We start from the raw sequence: 23,140 nt of genomic DNA, 5'->3' as shown, positions 1-23,140 counted from the left end.
AGAGTATTCCCCATTTCATTTTGTGGGAGATGATAGGTATCGTATGAAAAATTCATTAAAAAAAGAACTAAGACATGACCCACAAGCACCGCATTTGCCTAACACACCGTGGGCTTTTGTGATGTATTTTTTGGGCTTTTACAAGTGGCCTCTTGTGGCTATGTTTGTGTTTGAAACTGGACAAGCTTTGTGTCAGATTTTGGTTCCTTATGCCATACGACAATTGATTGATACGGGAACAAGCGTAAGCGGTGATTTGAGCGCAGCATTACAAATTCTAAAACCCGCTTTAATTTTGTTTATTGGTTTAAGTCTAGGCGTATTGCTATTTAGCCGTGCCAGTGGCAGTATTTTGGTGATGGCTGGACCCGCTCTGCGGCGCAGGGTGAGAAGAACAGTGTTTAATTACTTGCAGTTTCATTCCCAGCGTTTCTTTATCAGTAATTTTTCTGGTTCATTGGCCAATAGGATTTCTGAAATGTCACAAGCTGTAAATCACAGCACATGGACCGTAATGTTTGATTTTTGGCCGGTGATTGTCAGTTTTTCAACTTCCATGTATCTTATGCAAGACACGCATCGGTTCTTGGCCATTGCATTTGGTTTATGGACCTTGATTTATATCGTTGTTTCATTTGTGCTGGCCAAACGTTGCCAAAAGCTTGCCAAAGCTTTTGCTTCAACACGCAGCATGGTCAGTGGCAAAATAGTTGATGCAGTGACCAATTCATTGAACACAAAAATTTTTGCCAAGCTTGGTTTTGAACGCAGTTACTTGGACAACTACCTTGAACTTGAAGTCAAAGCGGCACGTAAAACCTATTGGTTTATGGAAGCCATGCGCTGGTTTCAATTTTTATCCACCATGCTTTTGCAAATAGGGGTTATTGTTTTGGCTTTGAGGTTTTGGTTATTAGAAGAAATAACCGTGGGACAATTTGCCATGATTACCAGCTTGGCTTTGTTGGTCATCAATGATGCCAGAGGCCTAAGCCGACGCTTTTTAGAGTTTTTTGAATACATGGGTAACATTTCTGATGGTGTGAATATCATTGTTAGAAACCATGAAATCATAGATGCAAGTGATGCAAAACCCATTAAGGTTAAACAAGGTGAGATTAATTTTGATCATGTGAATTTTGCGTATACGCCAAATAAACCAGTATTTGAGCAGCTTACTGTAAAGATTAAGCCAGGGCAACGCGTGGGTTTGGTCGGCTTTTCAGGTTCCGGAAAAACAACCTTCATTAACCTGCTTTTGCGCATGTATGAAGTGAACTCGGGGCAAATTTTATTGGATGGACAAAACATTGCAAAATGCACGCAAGACAGTTTGCGTGAGCAGGTGAGTATGATTCCGCAAGAACCCATGTTGTTTCATAGAACTTTATTGGAAAACATTCGTTACGGTAAACTTGATGCTACAGATGAAGAAGTAATTGCAGCGGCTAAAGCGGCCAAAGCGCATGATTTTATTATGCAACTGCCAGAAGGCTATCAGGCTTTGGTAGGAGAGCGTGGCGTTAAACTTTCTGGTGGCCAACGTCAGCGTATTGCCATTGCCAGAGCTATTTTAAAAAATGCTCGGATTTTGGTTTTGGATGAAGCTACGTCCAGTTTAGATTCAGTAACAGAAAAAGCCATTCAAGAATCTTTTGATACCTTGATGCAAGGCAGAACTGTGGTTGTGGTGGCGCATCGTTTATCCACTATTGCCAATTTGGATAGAATCATTGTTTTTCATGATGGCAAGATCATTGAAGATGGCAGCCATGATGAGCTGCTGAAACAGAATGGTCATTACGCCAAATTATGGAGCATGCAAGCCGGCGGCTTTTTGCCAGAGCATGAAGTTGCTTAAGACGGTAAAATAAAAAATTAGATTATTGTTTAATAAAACAATATAGAATAAAAAATATGAGTATTATAGATATACTTTTTGATGTGTTAGGTTCGATAGCATCCGACTTTCCAACATTAAGTAAAAATGAAATACCTATCTTACACGCAAGTGCAAGTTGTATAGATAGAGTTATAAAACAAATTGCTTTAATAAATATGGGCGAAGAAACAGCTCAGAGTATACAGATAAAGTTGTTAGATAACGCTAGCCAAGAAATTAAAGTCTTAACACTTGGGTTTCTTCCAAATCATAAAGAAAATAAAAAAAGGGGAAATCCTCTTGGTCTTGAATTGTTAACAGTGAACTTTGTTGGCTCTGAACAAGGAAGTGAAGTTGCTAATATTGAAATTTATTATCAAGATTCAATAGGAAGACAATACATTTCTAAGTACTCTGTTGAGTCTGGGCAAATCAAATTTCCGGGAAACATGACTTTGGAATCCTCTCCCAATAAAAGTTTATGGATTTTTAAAGAAAAGATGCGCCCTAAAAGAATTGAACTAGTTAATATTGGGATATAACTAAAGCAGCTATTTTATATGGCTGCTTGCGAGGGAAACAGTTTTTTTCTGGTAACAAAGCATGGAGGAGAGATTTTATATCGATTCCGACCGCAAAAGGGTGAATTGGCGGAGACCGCGTCTTCGCCAAGAGGGAAAAAGCGTTTTTTCCCTGCGAAAACGATTGGTGCCTGAGACTGGACTCGAACCAGCACGAGATTGCTCCCACTAGCCCCTCAAGCTAGCGTGTCTACCAATTCCACCACCCAGGCACTTAGAATTGAGCCCTTCTTATAGACCATCCACGGTAAATAGCCAATCAAAATCTCAAAAGTAAGGCCGTACCTTTTGAGAAGAATTATTAAAAACAAGACTTTACAAAGTGCTTTTCGACATGGTATGTCATCAGCATGATGAAAAAACAGATTTCTTTTTTGAGTGTAGGGTTTTTAGCATTTTCATTTGCCTTTACGATCAATGCATTTGCCAATGAAAGTACAAAAAATAAGGCAGATCATTTCTTTCAAAATTTAATGGGACAATGGACCTGTAACTCTGATGAGCAAGTGAATAAATTGGGTAAAATTCAAGATGAAAAAAACTATGTTGATCACATGACCATAGATTACGACATGGAAAAATCATGGGTCTCTATGCGTTACAACAATGACAAAGCCTATCAGAATCAGTGTTATTATGATTATGTTGCCAATGAAAAAACCTATAGACAGATCTGTTTGAGTTCTAAACATGCCTGGTCTGTGGCTATGGGGCAAGAGTTAGATCAAGAAGAGTTAACGTTTAAAGGTAAGGTGTATCATCAAGACAGACCTTTAACAGTCTACAAAACTTTTTTAAAAACAGACAAAGGTTTAGAAGTTTATTCTAAGGTTAAAGATCCTAAAAAGCTCCTCAGCAAAACATGGTCAGCTCAGTGTAAAAAAGATCCAAAGAAACCTCTTCAGACTTCTCAGGCTCCTAAGCCAAAAGATGGAAGAGTTTGCTGTCTTAAACCCTAGTCTAATGACCTATGGGTAATTTAAGATCATTATGAAAAGCGTGCCGCAGCTTTTTAATGATATTGTTTTCGGTGAAATTTAAATGAAACAGAAGCTTATAAAATTAATATTTATTGTTTTGTTTTTTCTAGGTTTGGGTATTCAAAAAATAATTATTGCTCAGGACTTACCTTGTTACAGTACTGTTCTTTTACAACAAGGTTTTTCAAAAAAAGTTTGGCAAGAAAAAATTGGCGGACAACGTTTAAATACACTAAGAGCATTATTTAATCAGTATAAAAAGTTAGATAAAGACATCTTTGGGCTGCTGACCAAGCAAGATCATTATGGTCAGAACAAGCATTTGTTTGGAAGCTACCATGCAAATTTTGATTACAGGGGTGTTTTTTTTGAAGAAAGAGAAGTACCAGAAGAAGACGGGTTCCCCGTCATTGATTTTAATAATTATGATTATAAGCCTTCACAGCATTGGCTGCTTTCTCCTTCAAGATCTCAGTTTGAAATGAAAAACAAAATAGATAATTTTGATATCACCCGTACTGAGAAATTTTCATATTTAAACTCTTATCTCTTTTTACCTCTGGCATTAAGAATTGGTATAGAAAGGCAGATGGTCATCAATACAGACATAAATCAACAAAAGATTTTGGTCTTTGTGTTAGAAGAAGACGATGTGTTCAAGGAAGCTTTTCTTGAAAGCAAAGACTTTTTTGCCCATATGTTGGCAACAAATCATATTCAGGATATTATGTTGCTTGCACATCGTAATATAGATAAAGATAAGCTTGCTGATGTCTTAGATGGGGTTGTAGCTCACCACAATTTATTTTTTGTTGATTTTTCTGCACAGAGTCCAGCTGAAATATTTTATGAAAAAAAAATAGAGTTGCTTCAACGTTTAGGCACAATCATTCAATGCAATCGAGCATGATTAAAAAAGTTAATGCAGTATTGTTGTTAGTAAACAAAAGTGAAGGTGAAAATGAAAAACACAAGAAAAATTTTTGAATTTTCTGCTATTGGCTTATTCGTAGCAGGTTTTATTTTTATCGTTTATTTTAAATTAAACTATGTATCCTACCGTATACCATCCGGGGCAATGTCGCCAACCGTTATAAAGGGTGATTGGGTCTGGGGTCGTAAACTTAATCAGGATCATATCAAACGTTATGATATTGTTGCATATGAACGTGATGGTACGATGTTCATTAGTAGAGTTGTAGCGCTGCCAGGAGATAGTGTTGAACTTAATCAAGACAATAGATTGTTGGTTAATGATAAACTTGTTGGCTCTGAACCTTTAGAATTCAGTTCTCAAGACTTTGATCTTCCAAAAATTGAAAGTTATGGCCAACAACTGAGTATTGAGCGAGTTCAGATCAACACGTGGCATGGTTTTAATATTATATATACACCTGATGATGGTTTTATGAGATATGGTAAGCCTCTTGAACAAGATACGGTTCCAGAAGGGGAGGTTTATTTGGTTTCAGATTATCGATCCAATGCTATGGATTCAAGAATATATGGCTCGATTCCAAAGAGTGCAATAAAGTATAAAATAACCAGAGTCTATTTTTCTCAACCCAATGACTTTTCTGAAATAGGTAAAAGACTTAAAAGAGTTGGTAAAAAGCTATATTAGGGCAGAGTTAAAAGATTAAGTTTAACTGTTGAAAAGCTTTTTTTTGAAAGGTTGAAATGCCTAATGTAGATAAGTCTTCTTTTTTCACCCATTGATACGACTGCGAGTGTAGATCTTTACTTTTTAGAGTACTTTCTAAATTTAAATGTAAAATTTGGGCACTGATTTTTTGATGGGTTAATTGATGGGTAATGTGTGCAATGGGGCATAAGTTTACTGTTATTTTCCCTGTTAAATCTTCTAGCCACTGCTTAATAATTTTGGAGGATAGTAGTTGTTTGCTTTCTAAACTTGGATTTTGCCATAAGTTTTCCCAGCGACCAGCTTGCGTACGTTTTTCCATTAAGAAACAATCTTTATGTTCTATTAAAACAATAGCAGCATAGATATGTGTCTGTTTAATTTTTTTTGTTTTTTTAGGAAACAAGTCAACCTGACCTTGTTGTTGCGCACAACAAAATGTTTGTACGGGACATAACAAACATTGTGGGTTTTTTGGGGTGCATACTGTTGCCCCCAATTCCATGATGGCTTGATTGTAGTCCCCTGGGTTTTTTTCATACAACAAAGATTGAGATTTTTCAGCAGGGTTTGTATCATCAGCAAACAATCTGGCCATGACACGTTTTACATTACCGTCAACACAAGCTATAGCTTGACCAAAAGCAATAGAAGCAACTGAAGCACTGGTGTATTCTCCAAAACCTTTTAGTTTTATTAGCTCTTGAGCTGTTTTGGGTAAGTGACCGTTATGTTCAGCAATAATTTGTTTTGCGGCCTGATGCAAATGTTTGGCTCTTCTGTAATAGCCCAAGCCTTGCCAATATTGCATGAGTTTATCTTCTGGGGCGTATGCTAAATCTTTTAGTGTTGGAAAGGTTTGAATAAACTTTTCATAATAGGGAATCACCGTTTTGACCTGAGTTTGTTGAAGCATGACTTCGGACAACCAGATGTAGTAAGGGTTTTTTGTGCGACGCCAAGGTAAATCGCGAGCATATTTTTTGTACCATGACATTAAATTTTTTTGAAAATTTTTGAGCTTGAAGTTCATAGGAGTATTATCAAAAAATATGCCTCTCAAAAGGTAGGCCGTACCTTTTGAGATTTAGTTGCTGTCCAAGTGTTCTAAAATATAACCATTGAGCATGCGGCGCACATTGACGTCCATTTCTTTAAAAATAAAACCAACAACATAATATTCCATATCATCTTCACAACGCATGCGCACAACTTTGGCTCTAATTTTTAAAGTCTGATCGGTTTCTGGAAGGGTAAACTCTAAAAAAACTTCATCTTCTTTTTCTAAAAGTATATTGGTTTCAATCAGTATCCCAGACCAACTTAAGTTGATGGATTCAGCATAACCTTGAATAAGGTCACCGGATAAAGAGGTGATATAAATTGGAAAAAAAGTTTCAAGTCGATCGCCTTTGATTCTTCGATTAAACTCAATTTTTGGTTTTTCAATCAGGTCCAGATCCAAGTCATGGTTCACGGGTTGCTTAGATTTATTCATTTTTCCCACAGTATCCTTATTTTATCATTAGATTCATTACAATCGCAAGTACCAATTACTCAAGGCCTTATTTGATGGTCATCCCAAAACGATGTGACCGAATTGACGGTACAGCAAAGTTTCCTAAGTAAAATAAAGGATTTTTGCTGTCTATAGATAACCAGACAAACATGGCCTTCCCACGAATACTTTTTATTGGAATTGATTTATTTCGCCAATAGCGACCATCCAGAGAATTGTCACGATTATCTCCAATTACAAAAACATGGTCATTGGGTACTTTATAAGGTCCAAAATAGTTAAGCTCTGGCTGAGTATTAGATCTTTCCATAATCACGTGCTCTACTCCAAAAAGATCCTCTTTATAAAGATGATAGTCGGTGGGATCAGCAATGAAATAATGATCAAATAAATATTTTTGTGATTGAAACTCCGTTTTAGGAATAGGTTGACCATTGATATAAAGTTGTTTGTCATTGATTTCAATGATATCGCCAGCAATGCCTACAACGCGTTTAATATAATCTACTTTTGGGTCATCAGGAAAAGGAAAAACAATCACATCACCGCGTTTGGGTGTTGAAAGTTGAATTAAGTTGTCGTTGGTAAATGGAATTTTAACGGCATAGCTTAATTTACTGACAAACAAAAAATCACCAATCTTCAAGCTGGGAATCATAGAACCCGTTGGAATTCTGTATGGTGAAGCTACACTGAATCTAAAAACTAGGGCTAAAAATAAAGCAAACATCAAGGCACGAAAAGAGTTCAACATAGACACCTTTTACCTGTTGTGTTTGGGTTTGGCAACGCTTTGAACAATATAATTTGGACCAAAACTGGCTTTATCAACAAAGTTGTTTGCCATGATTTCTTGATAAGCAAAATAGGCTAAGGTCTGTGCAGTCATGTTAGTATTATCATGCTGTTGAAAAAAGGGCTGTTCATTTAAAAGCGTACAGTCAGGGCCTAAAAAAATGATAGGTTTGTTTTTAGCTTCCATAAAATAATCGTTATTTAATTCAGTCATTGCTTGTTCACAGACAGCCTGTTTTAAAGCTAAGTTTTTCTGCGTATAGTCATAGGTGCAATGGTAAAAATGGTTTTTTCTTGAAGCAATAACAGGAACCAATAAACAGTCTTGTTTTTCTGCTTGATTCAATACATATTGCTGCGCTAATAAATAACAGGGATCTAGAGCAACAATATTTTGTTGATGGTTTGAAAAGGATAAAGCTTTTAGGGTGGCAGCACCAATTCTAAGACCTGTAAAAGAGCCTGGGCCAGCAATATAAGCGTAAGAAGTAATATCAGTTAAGTCAAGAGCATGCTTTTTGAGCAAGTTTTGCAGTAAAATTAAGGTTTGTTCAGCAGTATCAAAACGCTGCTCACTTTTAATTTCACCTAGAACAGCCTGGTTTTTTGCTAAGACCCAATGCGTATACGGTTGGCTGCTATCAAGAATTAAATGCAACATGTTTAACTTAAACTTAAAAAATTTATCTAGTTAAACAAACTTCTAATTCTATCAAATAAAAAGCGGTTGAGGTCAACATAGAAGGTTAAGATCATTAAACCAATAATGAATGCAAAGCCTAAAGTGTGACCAATGCGTACTACTTTTTCTGAGACTGGGCTACCTTTGATCACCTCAATGAAAAAGAACAACAAGTGCCCACCATCCAACATGGGAATGGGAAGTAAGTTCAATAAAGCCAAAGTGATGCTGAGCATGGCCATCATTCTAAAAAATGCGTCAAAGCCGCCTTTTTTATAAGAAGTTCCAGCAAGATAAAAAATAGAAATAGGGCCGCCCAATGAATTCATAGACAATTTACCCATAAATAGCTTACCTAAACCTTTAGCCGTTAAAACGGTTAACTTAATGGTTTCCTCAACCCCCTTATGCAAAGCTTTAAAGGGGTTGGTGTAACGCTCTTTAAAGAAAGCAGGCATACCTGTTAAAGCAGCTGACTGTACACCCAAGCGTTTAAATTGTTTTTTATCTTGGGTGAGTTCATCTTTTTCAGAAACAACTTGTGGTTGTGCGGTTAAAGTAAGAGGAATATTATTTCTTAAAATACCAATTTTTAAAGCTTCTTCTGCTGATTGAATGCCTTGATGAAATTGAGACCAGGTGTTGAGCTCTTCACCATTGAGGCTAACAACTTTATCATTCACTTGTAAACCAGCTTCTTGAGCCACACTGTCTGGCAATACATATCTAATGTAAAGCTGACCATTTTCTATGCCAGCATGTGCAGCAGAAAGAAATTTGCCATTCAAAGCAATGGTTTTTTCTTCAGCTTGATCAAGCTTGTTGTTTTGTAAAGCTTCAGTGCTATAGCGTTTAACCTGCAAGGTCATATTTTGACTAAGCTCTTGATCAAAGAACTGCTCTACTTGCCACCAATATTGAATATCTTTTTCATTAATTTTTGTAATTTCATCACCTGTTCGCAAACCAGCTTTGTAAGCAGCGCTATCTTCACTGCTAATACCAACAATAGGTAAGAAGGGTAAGTAACTCACACCAATTTGTGAGGCTTGTGTTTTTTCTCCATATACATTTTCAACCTCTGACCGCGTAGCTTTGACGGTTATATTTTGCTGACGTTGATTGCGCTTAAAGGTTAAATCAATATCTCCGGCTTCCTGAGTTCTTAAAATATTAACAAAGTGATTCCAGGTATTGACGGCTTCACCATTGATAGAAACAATTTCATCACCAGCTTTTAGACCAGCAACAGCAGCAGGTTGACCGGGCTCAACATCACCAATTACAGGTTTTAAAGTATCTGTTCCAACCCAAAAAATAATAGCATAAACAAAAACAGGTAAAATAAGATTAAAAATGGGTCCCATGGATGCTATAGCAATGCGGTTCCATACCGGTTGATTCATATAAGAGCGCGGATCATCTGCAGACAATTCTTTTTTAACATCGCCTTGAATGGCTTCCATTTCCTCACCATGCATTTTAACATAGCCACCCAGAGGGAATGCACATAATGCGTATTCGGTTTCACCCCATTGCTTTTTGAAAATAGCTGGACCAAAACCAATGGCAAAACGTTCAACATATACACCGCATTTTTTTGCCACTAAGAAGTGACCAAGCTCATGGAAAAAAACCAATCCACCAAATAAAACGATGGGTAAGACTACACTTGCAAACATACATCTTCCTTTTTGATTAAGGGGGGATCTTCCCCCCTTTTTTATTTTAACCAAAATACGCTTTTGGTTCAATTTAAAGCTATACTTGTGAAGAGCAAGGCAAAGCCTTGCGATGATCTAGTATAACTTATGCCGCTTGCGGCCCTTCCACCCAGGTCAGAGTCGGCACATGGCCTTTCTTCCAAGGGTTATATATAATTTCTACATCCTATTTATACACGCTTGGGCAGTTTGTCTACCCCAAGCATCCGCTTGTAAGAAGTCGTCCAAACTAACAGCTTTCTGGCCATTATAACAGTTTAAAACGGTTTCGTTGATTTCAGTGATCTGAGTAAATGTAATTTTTTGCTTTAAAAAGGCGTCAACACTCACCTCATTGGCGCCATTGAGTACCGCAGGGTAGTCAGGTCCAGCTTTAAGGCTATTCATGGCTAACTCAGTTGCCGGAAAACGCTTTGTGTCAGGAGCAAAAAACTCAAGTTTAGATAATTTAGAAAAATCAAGATATTCTACAGCCTGTTCAATTCTATCTGGGTAGGATAGAGCATAGGCAATAGGGCCTTTCATGTCTGGCTTGCTCAATTGTGCTAATATAGAGCCATCCATATACTCTACCATAGAGTGAACAATGGATTGTGGATGAATAACAATATCTAGTTTTTCTGCTGGAACATTAAACAACCAATAAGCTTCAATGGCTTCCAAACCTTTATTCATCATAGTGGCAGAATCTATGGTAATTTTATTGCCCATGGACCAGTTGGGATGTTTGAGAGCTTCTTCTAAAGTTACTGTGTTTAGATCTTTATTCTTTTGTAAAAAGAAAGGTCCTCCAGAAGCAGTTAAAATAATTCTGCGAATATTTTTGTATGATAGATCTTCTTTGTTCTCCAAACATTGAAAAATAGCACTGTGTTCACTGTCAACGGGTAAAAGTTTACTTTTAGGGTGTTGTTTTAAGACTTCATTAACATATGCTCCAGCAACCACTAAAGATTCTTTGTTGGCTAAAGCAACGGTTTTATTGGATTTAATGGCGGCAATGGTGGGTTTGAGGCCAGCAGCACCCACAATAGCGGAGATAACATAATCTGCTTGATTCATAGATGCAACAGCGCAAGCACCGTCTTCACCGGACATAAATTCAGTATGTTTCAAATCTGAACAACGTTGTTTTAATGTTTTACAATCAGATTCTTCAAGACAAGAAACCAATAAGGGTTTGTATTTTAAGCATTGTTGACTAAGAAGATCAATATTATGGCCACCAGCTAAAGCAAGTACTTTAAATTGGTGTGGGTTTTTATCAATCAAGTCAAGACTGGATACACCCACTGACCCCGTTGAACCTAAAATAGAGATGGACTTCATCCTTGAACCTCCAGGGTTTTATGAGCTTTGCTATCACCAAATCTGCGTTCTCTTTGATTAAAAGCTTCAATGGCTTTTTTCAGCTCTGCAACCGAAAAATCCGGCCACAGGGTGGGAGTAAAATAGTATTCACTGTAAGTACTTTGCCAAGGTAAAAAATTAGAACTCCTGTATTCACCGCTGGTTCTTATAATAAGATCTGGGTCAGGTAAATCATGCGTATCCAAATAGCTTGCGATACAGCTTTGGTTAATATCCTTAAGAGTAATTTTTTGTTCAAGAAGATCTTTTCCCAATTTTTGAATCGCACGCGTAATCTCTTCTCTTCCACCGTAGCTTAAAGCAAGTGTTAAAGTCATTTTAATGTTCTTAGCTTTTTCTTGAGTTTTTTGCTTGGTTTTTTCAATCAAAGTTTGAATTTTTTCAGGTAAAAACTGCTGGTCACCAATGGTGTTAAAGGCAATATCATTATCTAACATTTTTTGTAGTTTGCTGTTAAGAAACTGTTCCAACAAGTTCATAAGGCCACTAACCTCTTGTTGTGGACGCTGCCAGTTTTGTTGTGAAAAGGCATACAAAGTAAGGTAGGGAATGTTAAACGACCTACAAGCTTCAATAATGGACTCCGTGGTGTCTACACTGTTTCTGTGGCCAAAAATTCTAGGCAGACTTCTTTTTTTAGCCCACCTACCATTACCATCCATAATGATAGCTAAGTGTTGAATGTGCGTTGTATCAGGTGCTGTTTCACCATTATTGGATAGAGAGTTTTTTTTAAAAGGCCACATAAGGCAAAAGTATCATAAATTATATGGCCAAAATTTCTTTTGATTTGACCTCAGCCAAGGTATCAATTTTTTTGATATTGGAGTCCGTTTTTTCCTGAATGTCAACTTGAAAGCGTTTATGCTCATCTTCTGAGATTTCTTTGTCTTTTTCGGCTTTTTTCAGTTCATCCATACCATTGCGACGAATGTTTCTGATGGCAATTTTTGCATCTTCAGCATGTTTTCCTACCAATTTAACAAACTCTTTTCGTCTCTCTTCTGTTAAGGCAGGAATAGGGATACGAATAATTTTACCATCATTCTGCGGGGTAAAGCCTAAGTTGGATGATTGAATGGATTTCTCTATCATGGCCAAGGCACTTTGGTCCCAAGGTTGAACCACAAGTGTTTTAGCATCAGGGGCGGTAATCGAAGCCATTTGTGCAATGGGGGTGGGAGTTCCGTAGTAATCCACTTTAATAATATCAAGCATACCAGGATTGGCGCGACCAGTTCTGACTTTGCTTAAATCATTTTCAAAAGCAGATATAGCTTTGTCCCACTTTTCATTGAGTTGCTGAATCAATTGTTGCATTGTAATCTCCTTATATCTTGTTCCTCTTAACTTGCATTTGATACAGTTGTTCCAATATCTTCACCGGCGATGGCTTTTAGGATATTCCCTTCTTTCATCATATTAAACACAATAATTGGCATTTTATTGTCCATGCACAATGAGGTCGCTGTTGAGTCCATGACCTTTAAACCTTTTTGTAAAACCTCAAGGTAGCTCAAGGTATCAAATTTTTCTGCATCGCTGTGTTTTAAAGGATCTTTATCAAACACACCATCTACACGCGTTGCTTTTAAGATAACATCGGCGTTGATTTCCATAGCCCTTAAGGATGCAGTTGTATCGGTTGTAAAAAATGGGCTACCAATCCCAGCTGCAAAAATAACAACACGGCCTTTTTCTAAGTGTCTTGTTGCTCTACGTCTAATATAGGGTTCAGCAATTTGTTGCATAGAAATAGCACTTAAAACTCTTGTTTTTACATTTTGCGCCTCTAAAGCATCTTGTAGAGCAAGTGCGTTAATCGTTGTGGCTAGCATACCCATATAATCAGCTGAAGCTCTATCCATGCCTTTAGATGCGCCAGCCACGCCTCTAAAAATATTACCGCCACCAATAACAATGGCTAACTCAACCCCAGTAGACATCACTTCTTTTATTTCTTGTGATAAACGAGATAAAATAGAAGGACTTATGCCATAGCCATTTTCATCGCATAAGGCTTCACCGCTAAGTTTTAAGAGCACTCTTTTGTATTGATGATTCATTGGCAAGAGACTACGCTGGCAAAAACAATTGGTCAATACAAGAACAAGAATCAATAACTATTTTCAAGCAAGGGGGGATAGGTCCCACCTTCTTTGGCCAAGACGCGGTCTTGGCCAAATTCATCCCACTCTGCGAAAATTCGGTATAAAACCTCTTTTCCGCTATAGTTACATTACATGCTCGCATTGTTCGTTTTGTGATTTCTACCTAAAAATAAACCAATTAAGATTCTTGTTCTTCTTCTTCAGTTTGTGGTTTTGCTGTTTCACCTAAAACAAAGCGAGAAAACCGAGCTATGGTAATGTTCTCACCCATTTTGGCAATAGACTGTTGTAACAACTCATTGATGGTGACCTCTGGATCTTTAACAAAGCTCTGTTCTAAAAGACAGGTCTCAGCAAAAAACTTATCCATACGACCAGTGATGATTTTTTCAATAAACTGCTCTGGTTTGCCAGAGTTTTTAGCTTGAGTGGCAACTACTTCTTTCTCACGCTCAACCCACTCGTTAGGAACTTCCTCACGTTTAACATGGCTTGGCGCTGCGGCTGCGATATGCATTGCAACATCTTTGCATAAAGCTTGAAAGTCATCTGTTCTAGCAACAAAATCAGTTTCACAGTTGATTTCAACCAAAACGCCAATATTGCCAGCACCGTGAATATAGGATGTGATTTGGCCTTCTTTGGCTGCTCTGTTAGCTTTTTTTGCAGCGGTTGCTAAACCTTTTTTACGTAGATAGTCCACAGCTTTATCAATAGAACCCTCTGATTCAGACAAAGCTTTTTTACAATCCGCAATGCCTGCACCTGTCATTTCTCTAAGATTTTTGATTTGTTCCATGTTGATACTCATAGTCTTACTCTCCGTCTTTTTTGGTTGTTTTTTTAGCAGTTGTTTTTTTAGTTGTTTTCTTTGCCGTAGTTTTTTTAGCACTGGCTTTTTTTGCAGGTTCCTTTTTATCTGCAGCAGCTTCTTTTGTAGGCTCTTGCTTAGCAGGAGCACTGGCTTTTAGAGGTTCTACTGGGGTAGTTTCTTTTTTTACGTCTGTATTTGTAGAAGCTTCAGTTTTTTTTGCGCTTGAAGATTGAATGTTTTTCTCAAGATTTTTACTGCCTTCTAAACATGCATTAGCAGCATCTTCTAAAAAGATACGAATAGATTTTAACGCATCGTCATTAGAAGGAACCACATAATCAATGCCAGCTGGATCACAATTTGTGTCAGTGATTGCAATCACCGGAATGTTAAGGTTATTGGCTTCTTTAATAGCAATGTGTTCTTTTTTTGGATCAACAACAAACATCAAGCCAGGTGTTTTTTTCATTTCACGGATGCCACTTAAACTTTTTTCAAGCTTTTGATATTCTTTATCTAGATCAACACGATCTTTTTTGCTTAATACTTGTGTTTTAGACGCTTGAATTTCTTGGATTTCATCCATGCGCTTAATTCTGGTTTTAATGGTTTCAAAGTTGGTTAACATACCACCCAACCATCTGCGATTGACAAAATATTGACCCGCACGGGTGGCTTCTTCTTGAATAATTTCTTGAGCTTGTGGCTTGGTACCCACAAAAATCACATGTTTACCATTGGCAACAGTATCTAAAATTGCTTTACGAGCTTGTTTCCATTGGGTGGCGGTTTTTTCTAAATTGATGATGTAAATGCCATTGCGTGCTCCAAAAATATAATCTTTCATTTTTGGGTTCCAACGACGGGTTTGGTGGCCGTAATGCGCACCTGCCTCTAAGAGGGCCTTAACGGATAAAGACATATCACTTCCTTTGTTTTAGGTTAATCCTCCACCGTTTTAGAAACATGTTTTTTTTACATGTTTGACCCAATAACCTTTTAAAAAGGCACCTAAGGCCTGAGTAATGTTTTATTAAACAATGACTCGCAAACGGTGTGTGTCATTCATAATGTGCGGACATATATTGAATGTACACAGCTTTGTCAAGTGCAAAGCCAAGATTTAAGGGATCTGGCTGATTTTAAGAATAAAAGTTTCATCTGTGTTATTGATCATGGCTGAGCTCACGGTTGTTTGGACGGCAAGAGACTCAATGGGGGTGGCTTTGGTAAAATAGTGAGCGATGAGCGCAGCTTCAAAAGCTTTTAAACTAAGATGAGAAACATAGGTTTTTTCTAAACCACGTTTAATGTTTTGGTCTTTATCTTGGTAATCAACTTCAATTGAGAAGCGTAATTGGCTAGGTAAAACTTGGATAATCTGTTGTAAAAAGCTTTCGCCAGAGGAAGATAGGTTGGGTTTTGTGTTGGCAAATAACTGATTGCGTTCGATTTTAATGCCTACATAGCTATCATTTAAAATTAACTTACTTTGGTTTATTTTTTTGACCAACTGGTCATAAATAGCAAGGTAGGTTTGTTTGCTTTGTTGGTTTTTCCTAAGTTCTTCTAGACTTTGATTTTTTTGATTGAATTGATTTTCTGTCAGTTGTTTGTTTTTTATGACCAATTGTTGGTTTAAAGTAGAAAGGTCCTGGTTGCGTAACTCTAAGTCAGACACTTGTTGTTTTAGCGTTGTATTTTCTTGTTGAAGTTCTTGGCTGTTTTCAGCACGTTTTTGGTATTCTGCAATGCTGGCGTCATGTTGACTTTTTAGCATGCATGAAGACAATAAACCACAGCTTAAGATAAGAAACATAAAATATCGCATGACTTAAACCTGCCGCAAACTTTAAGAATAATCAATTAAAAATGACTTCTCCATTCAATAAACTATTACTGGGCGCAATATGTGTTATAACATATTGCGCCCGCAAACTAACTTGAGTAAGAAAAGTACCATAAATAAATTTATAGTACTTTCCACTCTAAGTAATATGTTACACTAAAACCTATGTCAGATTTTTTTTCTGAAGCAACGGCCAGTTTTTTAGGACCCATCAAAGCATTTTTAGAAGATCCAGATATTGCTGAAATTATGGTTAATGGACCAGAGCATATTTTTATTGAGCGACATGGTAAAATACTGAAAACTCAAGCACGCTTTAAAGATGTAGATGAATTGATGGCCGCCATACGTAGAATTGGTCAGATGGTGGGTAAAATTATCAATGAGCAAACCCCAATTATGGATGCAAGATTAGAGGATGGTTCACGGGTGCATGTGGTTTTATCCCCCAGTGCTAGGACGGGACCCTATTTAACCATAAGAAAATTTCAAGAAGAAAAAATGAGTTTGCGCCAATTGGTAGAAAAAGGTGCTTTGAATGTTGATATGGCTAAGTTTTTAAACCTGGTTGTACAAATGGCTAAAAATATTATTGTGTCAGGAGGTACATCTTCAGGTAAGACAACGTTACTTAATGTTGTGTCCTCACTCATTCCTCCACAGGATAGAATTGTTGTGATTGAAGATGCTGCTGAGTTGCAACTCAGACAAGAGCATGTGCTATCTCTAGAAACAAAGGCTGCTGACAGTCAGGGAGAAGGAGCAGTAAGCATGCGCGATTTGGTTAAAGCTTCCTTAAGAATGCGACCTGATAGAATTGTGGTTGGAGAAGTGAGAGGAGCAGAAGGCATGGATTTAATTCAAGCCATAAACACTGGGCATGGTGGTTCTATGGCCACCATTCACGCCAACTCACCTTTAGGAGCTATAGGCCGTTTAGAAACTTTGGCTATGATGTCAGATGTTAATATGCCCATTCAGGCAATACGAGGACAAATTTGTTCAGCTTTAGATATCATTATTCAAACCACGCGTTTACAAAATGGACAAAGAAAAATTATTGCTATTTCAGAAGTGTTAAGAATGAAAGAGCAGGCAGAAGTCAATATTCAAGACCTGTATGTCTTACGCGTTAAGCAAGATAAAAAAACTCAAAACAAACCAACAAACAGCAAACTAGAACAAGTTGAATATGAACACGTAGCAACAGGTATTTTACCCAGTTTCTTTAATAAAGCCTTAGAAATGGGCTATGATATTGATAAAAAAATGTTTTCAGCTCCAAAAACAACGCAAAAAAATTAGTCACTATCTGTGCCATTGAACCTTTCATAGGCAAAGAAAACCAATAACATACAGAGAAATAGGACCGAGAAAAAGCCCGTTTAAAAATATTTTAAATTTGGTCAGATTAATGATAAAGGAGGAAGCAGATCATGCGTTGCAGGTATACGCTTAAACAATAAAGGAATACTATATTATGAAATACAATCAATGGATAAAACGTTTGGTATTTGGGGGAACATGTGTTGCTCTATCAATGGCCATGGTGAGTTGTTTAAATGAAAATTCATCCAGCTTTGGTTTTTTAAGCCGTAACAGTACTTCACAAGCAGATCTAACAGATGAAACCCAAAACCCAGATGGGAGTATTACTGTAATTGACACCTGGCAAAACTTGCAAGAAATTGCCAAAAAAGCAACGATCCTCATTACAGTGGATGCGTCTGGATCTTTAGATGATGAAGTAGAATTTCTTGCAGATAAAGGAATAAAAGCTTTGGTTGAGCGATTTGCCAGTGAATTTGAAACCTATTTTGCTGTAACGGGAGGCTTTACCAACCATGCGCCTTACTCTGGATACAACAATGGAACACAAACAGTTACCAATAGAGTTACCTTATCCAATGGTATGGTGGTGAACGATCCTGCAGGGAAGATTTGGCCACCCAACAATTTAGATCAGGCTTGTGTATCAGTAAATGATTACGCTACCACGCAAGGCGTTGTTAATGCAGTAAAAGCCAACTTTGCCCTTAGACCTGCAAATGACAATTTGTCTCAGAAGGTGGGTGCGGGTGAAGCCATGGTTAATTCAGTTAAAACTTTATTTACAACACCATCATTGATTAACCCTATTGTTAATACTGGCAAATGTTTTGGCAATGACCATACAATTATTGTGGTGAGTATGTCGGATGAAACAGATTATACCCTGTGTCCAAAAGATTATAGTTTAGCACAAAATGCGGTAGATCCATCTGCAATCAGCCAACCCAATACTCGATACACTTGGGAATATTGGGATTTGGATGAGATTACCAGTAATTTTAATTTTGATGCGGATTGTGGTTCGGATACATCTCGTGAGTATGCTGGAGACACCGTAGGTGCAATGTTATCTTCAACATACAACAGTGTGACCAATACTTGGGAAATGAATGATACAATTGATTCAGTTGAAGCTGATTTAAGAGCCTTTGCTGGGACTTTGCCATTTTTCTGGGCAACTGTGGGTTATGATCAATCGGGTTATGCTTGGAATACCTATGAATCTCCAGCCTATGCAGAGTTGGCTTTGTCAGAACGTTTTTCTGACAGTGGGGCCTACCATATTCCTATGGAGTATGCGACAGACTTCAATGAGAGCGCTTTTTCAGCAGCATTTAATAATTTAGCAGAGCAGTTAAAATCAGATGCTTCTTATCTTAATATTTTTGATACACAATCACGTTGTCCAGGGACAACAGTTGTAAAAGTAGATGGAGTGACTTTGGAAGATTCAAAATACATTGAACTCTCTCCTACTCGGGTGACCATTAAATCTCCACATAATCAAGGAACAGAAGTAACCATTGAGTATGCTTTAAACACAGGTGCAGGGTCTTGTGACTAAACATTAAGGATTTTGATAAAACTTTTTAAGGTAGCTTGTTATTGTCACTTGTTGTAAGCTCATAAAAGCTGCATGGGTGCTGTATAATTATTAAATACATTAGAAGCCTTTTTACACGGGTAGATGGCTGCGGTGGTGTGCAAAAAGGTGCAAATTGCCTAAAAATTGCATAAAATAAGTGCTTGATTATATTAGGTTTGCTGAGTTGGCGCTCACTTTTGTTTACAAGAGCTAAAAACAGCATTAATAAAATCAAGTATTTACGTTTGGCACATAAATTGCTGCTTTTACGGCTAAAGCATGAAAGTGCCGTATTTTTGCCCAAATGCGACATGCCTTGTGCAAAAACACATAAAATCAAGAGCTTATAAGCTTTGTTTTTATTGAGGAGATTAAGTTATGGACATCAAAAAAAGAATAGGAATGCTGGTGATAGGTCTAACGCTCAGTGCCAGCATGTACAATTGTGAGATTTTAGGTGAAAACCCTTCCCCTTTTGGTTTATTAACCAGAAATGGCATTGTTGAAGCTGATATTACGGACACAGAGGATTTAGGGAATGGTCAGACGCAAGTTACAGATACGTGGACCAATAATCAGTTGGATCAAAGTTCCGCAGTGATTGCCTTTGTTCTAGATGCTTCAGGGTCATTTGAAGATGGGCGAGAAACTTTAATTGAAGAAGGTATTCCAAAAGTGGTTGAATACTTTGGCAATCAAAATATTGATGCCTGTTTTATGATTTTAGGAGGCTATGCTGATAACCCAAACAATCCTGATTTTCCAATTTCAGCAAGTGCATCACGTGTCACACTGGCCAATGGCTTGGTTTTAGATAACCCTGCAGGTGTACCAATTTCATCCAATAACAGTATGGACAATAAATGTGTTTGTGTGAATGAATATGGTTCAGTCAGTGCACTGGTTAACCAAGTAAAAGCCAATGCTGCGCAAATTGAGTCAGAACTTTTAGGTGTTGGAGAGTCCTTGATTGAATCTGCGGCTGCCTTATTAACCAAACCTGAGATATTAAATCCATTGGTTAACGCTGGAGAGTGTTTGCGCCCTGAACAACAATTGTATTTTGTTTTAGCAGGCGATGAAACTTCACCGATTTTGCGTCCAAAAGATGTGCCGTGTGTTCGCAACAACAATGGTAACGCATCATGTACCAATAACTCTAGTGACAATGGTTCCTACAATGCAGGAGACCCTGTTGTTTTTGGTAACAAAGATAACAATTTGTATTCACAGTCTACTGTTTATGAAGAAGATCCATGGGATACACGAACAGGGATGGCATTTGCTGACTTTAACTCAGTTACCGGTAACTGGGATATCAACCGTACCATTGAAGATTACCAAGATATTTTTAGAACATTCTTTGGTGCATTACCCGGTGGTTTTATTTCAGTGGGTCATTCTAGCCAAGGTGGCCCAGGTGAGCCAGGTCCAGGATCGCACTCAAACATTGCGGTAGCAGAAATGGAAATGGTTAAAGAATTTCATAGTAACTTGGAAGACTTCCAAGTGCCTATCAAGCATCTGTTAGGAACGCCAAATATACCCGCTTTTGTCAGTGAATTTGATGTGTTGGCACAAACATTAAGTACAGTGGCACAGTATCAACAAATTTTTGATACACAAGCACGCTGTCCTGGCAGTTTATCTGTAAGTGGTGACGGACAAGCGATTAACCAAGCTAATATTACAGAAGTGAGCAACACTCGGTTTAGAATTACATCACCGCATAACCAAGTGACCAATGTACAAGCCGTTTATATTTTAGATGAGGGCAACTGTTCATAAGGATAGTTCTAAAATATAAAAGCGTTTAATCTCCTAAAAAAGCCAGACTTTAAGTCTGGCTTTTTTATTTTTATATTGATGTTGTTTGACATTTTAAACAGGTGTATTTCCTTTATCCTAGGGGTTTGTAACTTGAGTTATTGATTGAGACATTGTAGAAGACCAAGCATGCACAGAAACAATGCTTTTGTCCGTTTTTTAAACCAATACTTTTCTTGGTTAAGTATCCCCTATTTATCCATTATTTTGGCTGCGCTTCCTATCATTGGTTTGTTGTTGGAGTCCATGGGCTATCCTAGGCATTATTATATGTTTGATCCCAGCCTGATTAAAATGGGTGAGTATTGGCGTCTTTTGGCTTTGCCATCAAGCATGCAAAGCATGTTTTGGCTGATTTTCTATGTATTGTACGTTTATTATATAGTAGATGCTTTAGAAGGTATTTGGGGCGAGAATACTTTAAGTTTGTTTGTGGTTTTAAGTTATATTGCAGGCGTAACGGCGGGCTTTGTTTTTAATCAATACATTCCAATTTGGTATTACGTCACGCTCAATGTATCTTTGGCGTTTGGTACTTTGTTTCCTGATATTGAGTTTTATTTGTACTTTATTTTAAAAGTCAAAGCCAAGTGGCTGGCTATCTTGGCCGGAGCTTTTTTATTATGGCAAATGATTATGGGATCAACCACAACAAAATTAAGTTTGTTAATTGTTATCTCGCCCTATATTTTATTTTTAGGGACAGATGTTATCAAAAGTCAGTGGCAAAATATCTTACAAAAACAACGACAAAAAAGATTTTTTGATGATCAAAGTTGAGTGTCACTAACTATGCATTTTTTGCAGTAGTGCAAAAAATGTATCAGTTATGATAATATAAGTATTTGTAATTATTTAAGTAAAGCTAAGTTTTTTTAGGCATAAAACGTGCTTAATTATAGAGTATGTTTCGTAAACTACTTATAACGCTTGCAATAGCAGTTATGATTCAGGCTCAACAGTTAGAAGCTGCGCATATTTCTTACTTCAATGTTTCTCCTCAGTTGGCGGCGGTTAAAGTTTCTTTTCCAGATCAACAATATTGGGCAAAAAAACTCCCTATCAGAGGTTGGTTAGAGGATTATATCATCATAGAATGGAATCAGGACTCACAAAAAGTGTGTGATGCATTAGATTTGCAAGCCACCGTTTTCTCAGGTTTGGGTAGGTTTTGGATTATCAGTCATTTGAAGGCACATAATCTCAATGTTTTGTACAGTAACTTTGATATTGTGCTTGAAGCCAGTGATAGCTTGTTGTTAAAGGCAACACAAGATCAAGCCTTTTTTTTGGTGGATCTAGGCTATCATATTGAAGAACTTAACAGCGATTTAGAAAAGCCTATTGCCAGTGACGCTTTGTACAGTACGCAAGTTTTTGTGAATGACCAACAAATTGAAGAAATGGTAGCACAAGTGGATAGCAATGCCATAGATCAAACGGTTCAAGATTTGGTTAACTTTGGTACTAGAAAAGCCAACACGCAGGGTGGGCTTTCAGCACAGGAATGGGTAAGAGGACAATACGCTGCCTTGGGCATCACAGATGTTTCTTTGTTTCCGGTGGATAATCAACCCACACATCATGATAATATTATTGCTGTATATCCAGGTATGACCCATCCAGATGAAATTATTGTTGTTGGTGGACATTATGATTCTATTTTAAGTGGTTTTGGTGGAGATACCTTTGCACCCGGAGCAGATGATAATGCCTCAGGAACAGCAGGTGTTTTAGAAGCAGCAAGAATTCTTTCACAGTATGATTTTGAAAAAACAATTATTTTTGCAGCCTTTGCTTCAGAAGAATATGGTTTGTTGGGAAGCAAGTCTTATGCAGGACATCTTAATGATGAAAATGAAAATGTGATTGCCATGATTAATTTAGATATGATTGGTTACTTACAAGCAGGGGATGCCTTTGATTTAGACATTGTTAAGAATACAGGGAGTCAAGCCTTGTACAATTTGGCAAAAACAACCATTGAAGCCTATGTTCCAAACTTACCGGTTGTTGAAGGCTCTTTGCCTCCAGGTGCCAGCAGTGATCATAAGTCGTTTTGGAATGAAGGTTATCCAGCAGTGTTCTTTTTTGAAGACAGCAATGCCCACTCTAATTTTATTCACTCAACGGGTGACACCATTGGTCAGTCTTATAATAACTCAAACCTAGCCAAGGCTATTACTCAAGCAACAGTAGCCACTGTTGCAACGCTTGCTGTTCCGTATCAAACAACAAATCCAACACCCACTCCGGTTCCTACTCCAGATACAACTCCGCCAGAACAAAACCCACCGCTCTATGATAATGCTCCTAGCATACAATCTAATTTAGCAATCTCAGCATGTCAGCAACAAAGTGCAAGTGAAGGTTTTGCATTGTTGTTAATGTTGTTTGCTTTAACTTTATTTAATTTTGTACAAACAAAGCGATCATAATTTTT

Annotated in this window: 22 protein-coding genes and 1 tRNA gene; 10 read left to right on the top strand and 13 right to left on the bottom strand. The window is 37.5% G+C overall.

The genetic code is table 11. The annotated features are described in order from the left end of the window. The first annotated feature begins 43 nt into the window (after positions 1 to 43). Positions 44 to 1,861 (top strand): ABC transporter ATP-binding protein, encoded by a 1,818-nt coding sequence (locus PKC21_06405; GenBank protein ID HMR24966.1) that lies wholly within the window; start codon positions 44 to 46, stop codon positions 1,859 to 1,861. Positions 1,862 to 1,917: 56 nt separating this feature from the next. Next, positions 1,918 to 2,424, top strand: a complete 507-nt coding sequence (locus PKC21_06400; GenBank protein HMR24965.1) for a hypothetical protein — start codon at positions 1,918 to 1,920, stop codon at positions 2,422 to 2,424. Between the two features lie 164 nt (positions 2,425 to 2,588). Here the strand turns inward: PKC21_06400 and PKC21_06395 are convergent. Then, positions 2,589 to 2,675, bottom strand: a tRNA-Leu gene (locus tag PKC21_06395). A gap of 138 nt (positions 2,676 to 2,813) precedes the next feature. On the opposite strand from PKC21_06395, the gene PKC21_06390 reads away from it, so the two are divergent. The 3 genes from PKC21_06390 (at position 2,814) to lepB (PKC21_06380) (ending at position 5,067) form a co-directional block, all read left to right on the top strand. Next, entirely contained in the window at positions 2,814 to 3,422 is a 609-nt protein-coding gene (locus PKC21_06390) for a hypothetical protein (GenBank protein ID HMR24964.1), read from the top strand. An 82-nt stretch (positions 3,423 to 3,504) separates the two neighbouring features. After that, on the top strand, positions 3,505 to 4,353 hold the full coding sequence (locus PKC21_06385; GenBank protein ID HMR24963.1) for a hypothetical protein: 849 nt from the start codon (positions 3,505 to 3,507) through the stop codon (positions 4,351 to 4,353). Between the two features lie 51 nt (positions 4,354 to 4,404). Next, positions 4,405 to 5,067 (top strand): signal peptidase I, encoded by a 663-nt coding sequence (gene lepB, locus PKC21_06380; protein HMR24962.1) that lies wholly within the window; start codon positions 4,405 to 4,407, stop codon positions 5,065 to 5,067. 7 nt (positions 5,068 to 5,074) lie between these two features. Here lepB (PKC21_06380) and mutY read toward each other — a convergent pair whose 3' ends face one another. The 12 genes from mutY to PKC21_06320 all read right to left on the bottom strand — a co-directional run bounded on the left by mutY (position 5,075) and on the right by PKC21_06320 (position 15,935). Beyond that, entirely contained in the window at positions 5,075 to 6,121 is a 1,047-nt protein-coding gene (gene mutY / locus PKC21_06375) for an A/G-specific adenine glycosylase (protein ID HMR24961.1), read from the bottom strand. Positions 6,122 to 6,175: 54 nt separating this feature from the next. Beyond that, the gene (locus tag PKC21_06370; GenBank protein HMR24960.1) at positions 6,176 to 6,586 is read right to left on the bottom strand and encodes a PilZ domain-containing protein; all 411 of its coding nucleotides are present in this window, start codon (positions 6,584 to 6,586) and stop codon (positions 6,176 to 6,178) included. Positions 6,587 to 6,653: 67 nt separating this feature from the next. Further along, positions 6,654 to 7,361 (bottom strand): signal peptidase I, encoded by a 708-nt coding sequence (gene lepB, locus PKC21_06365; GenBank protein HMR24959.1) that lies wholly within the window; start codon positions 7,359 to 7,361, stop codon positions 6,654 to 6,656. Positions 7,362 to 7,370: 9 nt separating this feature from the next. Next, positions 7,371 to 8,063, bottom strand: a complete 693-nt coding sequence (gene tsaB / locus PKC21_06360) for a tRNA (adenosine(37)-N6)-threonylcarbamoyltransferase complex dimerization subunit type 1 TsaB (protein HMR24958.1) — start codon at positions 8,061 to 8,063, stop codon at positions 7,371 to 7,373. Positions 8,064 to 8,089: 26 nt separating this feature from the next. Beyond that, positions 8,090 to 9,766, bottom strand: coding sequence for an RIP metalloprotease RseP (gene rseP / locus PKC21_06355; GenBank protein ID HMR24957.1), 1,677 nt, complete (start codon positions 9,764 to 9,766; stop codon positions 8,090 to 8,092). 201 nt (positions 9,767 to 9,967) lie between these two features. Next, positions 9,968 to 11,137, bottom strand: a complete 1,170-nt coding sequence (gene dxr / locus PKC21_06350; protein ID HMR24956.1) for a 1-deoxy-D-xylulose-5-phosphate reductoisomerase — start codon at positions 11,135 to 11,137, stop codon at positions 9,968 to 9,970. Further along, entirely contained in the window at positions 11,134 to 11,925 is a 792-nt protein-coding gene (locus PKC21_06345; protein HMR24955.1) for an isoprenyl transferase, read from the bottom strand. Before PKC21_06345 ends, dxr begins: the two co-directional genes overlap by 4 nt. Before the next feature lie 19 nt (positions 11,926 to 11,944). After that, positions 11,945 to 12,499 (bottom strand): ribosome recycling factor, encoded by a 555-nt coding sequence (frr, locus tag PKC21_06340; GenBank protein HMR24954.1) that lies wholly within the window; start codon positions 12,497 to 12,499, stop codon positions 11,945 to 11,947. 26 nt (positions 12,500 to 12,525) lie between these two features. Beyond that, complete coding sequence (pyrH, locus tag PKC21_06335; protein ID HMR24953.1) at positions 12,526 to 13,245, bottom strand: UMP kinase; 720 nt, start codon at positions 13,243 to 13,245, stop codon at positions 12,526 to 12,528. 223 nt (positions 13,246 to 13,468) lie between these two features. After that, complete coding sequence (gene tsf / locus PKC21_06330) at positions 13,469 to 14,101, bottom strand: translation elongation factor Ts (GenBank protein HMR24952.1); 633 nt, start codon at positions 14,099 to 14,101, stop codon at positions 13,469 to 13,471. Between the two features lie 4 nt (positions 14,102 to 14,105). Beyond that, a complete protein-coding gene (gene rpsB, locus PKC21_06325; protein HMR24951.1) occupies positions 14,106 to 15,026 on the bottom strand; it encodes a 30S ribosomal protein S2 in 921 nt (306 codons plus the stop codon). Between the two features lie 201 nt (positions 15,027 to 15,227). Further along, complete coding sequence (locus PKC21_06320) at positions 15,228 to 15,935, bottom strand: hypothetical protein (GenBank protein HMR24950.1); 708 nt, start codon at positions 15,933 to 15,935, stop codon at positions 15,228 to 15,230. Between the two features lie 183 nt (positions 15,936 to 16,118). On the opposite strand from PKC21_06320, the gene PKC21_06315 reads away from it, so the two are divergent. From PKC21_06315 to PKC21_06295, 5 genes are all read left to right on the top strand, one after another. Continuing rightward, positions 16,119 to 17,258 carry a CpaF family protein gene (locus tag PKC21_06315; protein HMR24949.1) on the top strand — a complete coding sequence of 380 codons (1,140 nt, stop codon included), beginning with the start codon at positions 16,119 to 16,121 and terminating at the stop codon, positions 17,256 to 17,258. A gap of 175 nt (positions 17,259 to 17,433) precedes the next feature. Further along, entirely contained in the window at positions 17,434 to 18,849 is a 1,416-nt protein-coding gene (locus tag PKC21_06310; protein HMR24948.1) for a hypothetical protein, read from the top strand. Between the two features lie 399 nt (positions 18,850 to 19,248). Further along, positions 19,249 to 20,658 (top strand): hypothetical protein, encoded by a 1,410-nt coding sequence (locus PKC21_06305; protein HMR24947.1) that lies wholly within the window; start codon positions 19,249 to 19,251, stop codon positions 20,656 to 20,658. A 168-nt stretch (positions 20,659 to 20,826) separates the two neighbouring features. Next, the gene (locus PKC21_06300; protein HMR24946.1) at positions 20,827 to 21,477 is read left to right on the top strand and encodes a hypothetical protein; all 651 of its coding nucleotides are present in this window, start codon (positions 20,827 to 20,829) and stop codon (positions 21,475 to 21,477) included. Positions 21,478 to 21,602: 125 nt separating this feature from the next. Continuing rightward, positions 21,603 to 23,135, top strand: coding sequence for a M20/M25/M40 family metallo-hydrolase (locus PKC21_06295; GenBank protein HMR24945.1), 1,533 nt, complete (start codon positions 21,603 to 21,605; stop codon positions 23,133 to 23,135). The last annotated feature ends 5 nt before the right edge of the window (positions 23,136 to 23,140 follow it).

This window comes from Oligoflexia bacterium (genome assembly GCA_035326705.1).
Taxonomy (GTDB): domain Bacteria; phylum Bdellovibrionota_G; class JALEGL01; order JALEGL01; family JALEGL01; genus JALEGL01.
Note: the sequence above shows the minus strand (reverse complement) of the source record. Positions and strands in the feature narration are given on the sequence as shown.